Below are 4,201 nucleotides of genomic sequence, written 5' to 3'. Positions count from 1 at the left end.
CCAGCGTGCGGGCAGGAAGCTGGCCGGGCTACTGCAATCCTCGCCGCATTTCGCCGACGTCAAATCGTCGGTGGAGCAGGGCTATCCCGAAATCCAGATTCATTTCGACCAGGAGCGCGCTGCCGATCTGGGCCTGACCTCGCGCCAGATCGCCGACCAGGTAGTGCGCCAGGTGCGCGGCGAAGTGGCCACGCGCTACAGCTTCCGTGATCGCAAGATCGATGTGCTGGTGCGCGGCAGCGAAAAGGACCGCGCGTCGGTCGCCGATATCCGCCGCATTATCGTCAACCCGCAAAGCGATCGGCCGGTGACGCTGGAGTCGGTCGCCGACGTGGTGGAGACGGTGGGTCCGAGCGAAATCCATCGCGCCGACCAGACCCGCGTTGCCATCGTGTCGTCGAACCTGCGCGACATCGACCTGGGCACTGCCGTGGCGGAAGTGCGGCAGTTGGTGCAGAACAATCCGCTCGGCGCGGAAATCAAGCTGGCCTTCGGCGGGCAAAGCGAAGAGCTGGACAGCTCGATACGCTCGCTGCTGTTCGCCTTCGGCCTGGCCATGTTCCTGGTCTACCTGGTGATGGCCTCGCAGTTCGAGTCGCTGCTGCATCCGTTCGTGATCATGTTCTCGGTGCCGCTGGCCGTCGTCGGCGCGGTGATGGCCCTGTGGCTGTCGAATTCGCCGGTGTCGGTGGTCGTGTTCATCGGCCTGATCCTGCTGGTCGGCATCGTCGTCAAGAATGCGATCGTGCTGATCGACAAGGTCAACCAGCTCCGTGAAGAAGGTGTCGCCAAGAAGGAAGCGATCTGTCGCGGCGCCGAGTCGCGCCTGCGCCCAATCATCATGACCACGATGACCACCTTGTTTGGCTTCGCGCCGCTGGCCTTTTTTGGCGGCGATGGCGCCGAGGTGCGGGCGCCGATGGCGATTACCGTGATCGGTGGCCTGGCGGTCTCCACCATCCTGACGCTGGTCGTGATTCCGATCATGTACAACCTGCTCGATCGCAAATCGGACGCCTCCTACCGCGAGCGCGGCAAGATTGCCGAGCTGCCTGCCACTGTCGAGGGTGCGCTGCCATGACCCTGGCCGAACTCAGCCTGCGCCGGCCGGTAACGGCCGTGATGTTCTTCGTCTCGATGGTGGTGATCGGATTGATCGCCTCCTTCCGGCTGCCGCTGGAGCAGTTTCCGGAAGTGAACGTGCCGTTCCTGATGGTGAACTTTCCGTACCCGAGTTCGACGCCCCAGGAAGTGGAACGCAGCATCACCCGGCCGGCAGAAGAAGCATTGGCCACCCTGCCTGGTATCCAGGCGATCAACTCGACCAGCCGCGCCGACGGCTCGCTGATCTTCATCCAGTTCAAGGATTGGGACCGGGACATCAACATCGCGTCCACGGAAGCGCGCGACCGCATCGATGCAATCCGCGGCGACTTGCCCGATGACCTGCAGCGTTATTTCGTGCAGAACTTCTCGCCCAGCGACCAGCCGATCATCAAGCTGCGATTCTCCAGCAATCGCGACGTCAGCAAGGAATACGACCTGATCGAGCGTGAGGTCAAACGCCGCATCGAGCGGGTGCCGGGCGTGGCCCGCGTCGACATCACCGGTGCGAAACCCTCCGAGGTCGAGATTTCCATCGACCCGGCCCGCCTGGGCGCGGCCAACATCGGCCTCAACCAGCTGGCGGCCAAGCTGCAGGCCATCAACTTCTCGGTGTCGGCCGGCGAGATCAACGAAGGCAAGCGCCGCCTGCGCGTACAGCCGGTCGGCGAAGTGCAGGACCTGGACGAGCTGCGCGACCTGGTGCTGAACGACCAGGGGCTCAAGCTGTCCGACATCGCCGAAGTCCGGCTCAAGGCGCAGCGCCAGGATGTCGGCCGCCGGCTGGACGGCCGTCCTGCCATCGGCCTGGACATTTTCCGGGAGCGCTCGGCGAACCTGGTCAATGTCGCCCGCGAAGTATCCGCCGAAATCGAAGAAATCGAGAAGTCGCCCGAGCTGGAGGGAATCAAGACCCTGCTGATCGACAACCAGGCCGACAGCGTAACCGGTTCCATCAAGGATCTGATCGAGGCGGGCGCGATCGGTTCGTTCCTGTCGATGCTGGTTCTTTACTATTTCCTGCGTCATTGGCCCAGCACCCTGATGGTGACCCTGGCGATTCCGATCTGCATCGTGATGACGCTGGGCGCGATGTTCTTCTTCGGCATCACGCTGAACATCCTGTCGATGATGGGCCTGCTGCTCGGCATCGGCATGCTGGTCGACAACGCCGTTGTGGTGGTCGAGAGCATCTACCAGTACCGCGAGAAATATCCCAACGATCCGATGCGCTGTGCCATCGAAGGCACCCGCGCCGTGCAGTTGGCGATCAGCGCCGGTACGCTGACCAGCATCATCGTGTTCCTGCCGAACCTGTTCGGCGAAACCAACATGATCAGCATCTACCTCTCGCAGGTGGCGATGACCATCACCATCGCGCTGTTGTGCTCGTGGCTGGTCGCGGTCAGCCTGATCCCGATGATCAGCGCCCGCCTGGCCACGCCCCCCTCGGTGACTGCCGTGCATGGTTTCATCCCGGCGCTGAGCCGCAAGTACGGCGGCCTGTTGCGCTGGTCCCTGGAACACCGCGGCAAGTCGTTGCTGGCGATCCTGCTGATCGTGGCCGTCAGCCTGGTGCCGATGAAGTTCACCAAGTTCGACATGTTCGGCGAAGACCCCGGGCGGGAAATGGGCCTGTACGTGAACTGGAAGGGTTCCTACACGCTGGAGCAGATGTCCGACGAAATCGCCAAGGTCGAAAAGCACCTGGAGGCCAACCGCGAGCGCTATCACCTCAAGCAGATTTATGTGTTCTACGCCGAGGAAGGCTGGGGCGGCATCATGATCGAGCTCAAGGACGACAATAGCGATCCGAAAGCCATAAAGGAGCTGATGCGCGAGGAAATGCCGAAGCTGGCCCGGGCCGAAGTCGGATTCCAGGGCGGCGGCGACGACGGCGGCAACGAGGGCAACGAGATCACCGTCTACGTCAACGGCGATTCCAGCGAGGCGCTGGTGGAATTGGCCGAGGGCATGGTGCCGTTGCTGGCGCAGCGCAAGGAATTGCGCGACGTACGCGTCAATTCCGGCGACGAGAACAGCGAGATCCAGGTCACCGTCAATCGTGAGCGCGCCGCCTTGTACGGGTTCAGCGCACAGGAAGTGGCGCAGTACATCGGCATCGCGCTGCGCGGCGCGCCGTTGCGCGAATTTCGTCGTGGCGATGCCGAAGTTCCGGTCAACGTGCGCTTCTCCGGCTCGGAAAAGTTCCGGGTCGAGGACCTGTCCAGCCTGAACCTGCGTCGCGACGACGGCTCTACGGTTCCGCTGCTGTCCGTGGTCGATGTCAACCTGCGTCGCGGGGCTTCGCAAATTTCACGGCAGGACCGACTGACTTCGCAGGCGATCACCGCCAATGTCGCGGAGAATTCGACCAAGGATGAAGCGCGCAAGGCGGTTGAGGAAATCATGCGCAGCGCGAACTATCCCGCCGGCTACGCCTGGAGTTGGGGCCAGACGTTCTTCCAGGACGACGAGGCGGGTGCGCAAATGGGCTTCAACATGCTGATTGCCATCTTCATGATCCTGGTGGTGATGGCGGCGGTGTTCGAGTCGATGCTGTTCCCGATGGCGATCCTGAGCAGCATCGTGTTCTCGTTCCTCGGTGTGTTCTGGCTGTTTGCGCTCACCGGCACGACCTTCTCGATCATGTCGATGATCGGCATGCTGGTATTGATGGGCGTGGTGGTCAACAACGGCATCGTGATGGTGGAACACATCAACGCCCTGCGTCGGCGAGGATTGGCCAGGACCGATGCTTTGGTCGAAGGCAGCAAGGAGCGGCTGCGACCGATCCTCATGACCATGGCCACGACCATCCTCGGCATGCTGCCGCTGTGCCTGGCCGGCACGCAGATGGGCGGCGACGGTCCGCCGTACTATCCGATGGCCCGAGCCGTCGCTGGCGGGTTGGCATTCTCGACGGTAGTCAGCTTGCTGTTCCTGCCGACCATCTACGCGATTCTCGACGACATGGGCGCCAACGTGCGCCGCATCATTCACCGAGCCCGGGACAAGGCGCCGTTTGCCAGGCTGAAGCCGGCTGTCGTCGATCCAGCGCCGTGATCGACCGGGACGAACGGATTCCGCTCGTCCC

The 4,201-nt window shown here is 62.8% G+C and carries 2 protein-coding genes; both read left to right on the top strand.

Features of this window, described 5'->3' with window-relative positions:
• On the top strand, positions 1-1,081 hold a 1,081-nt coding region (locus tag WC739_RS24745), incomplete at its 5' end, for an efflux RND transporter permease subunit (protein ID WP_372955620.1).
• Complete coding sequence (locus tag WC739_RS24740; protein ID WP_372955619.1) at positions 1,078-4,170, top strand: efflux RND transporter permease subunit; 3,093 nt, start codon at positions 1,078-1,080, stop codon at positions 4,168-4,170. The genes WC739_RS24745 and WC739_RS24740, both read left to right, overlap by 4 nt.
• The last annotated feature ends 31 nt before the right edge of the window (positions 4,171-4,201 follow it).

It is taken from the genome of Mesorhizobium sp., assembly GCF_041661565.1.
Taxonomy (GTDB): Bacteria; Pseudomonadota; Alphaproteobacteria; order Rhizobiales; family Rhizobiaceae; genus Mesorhizobium.
This window is presented reverse-complemented; position numbering and strand designations above follow the sequence as displayed.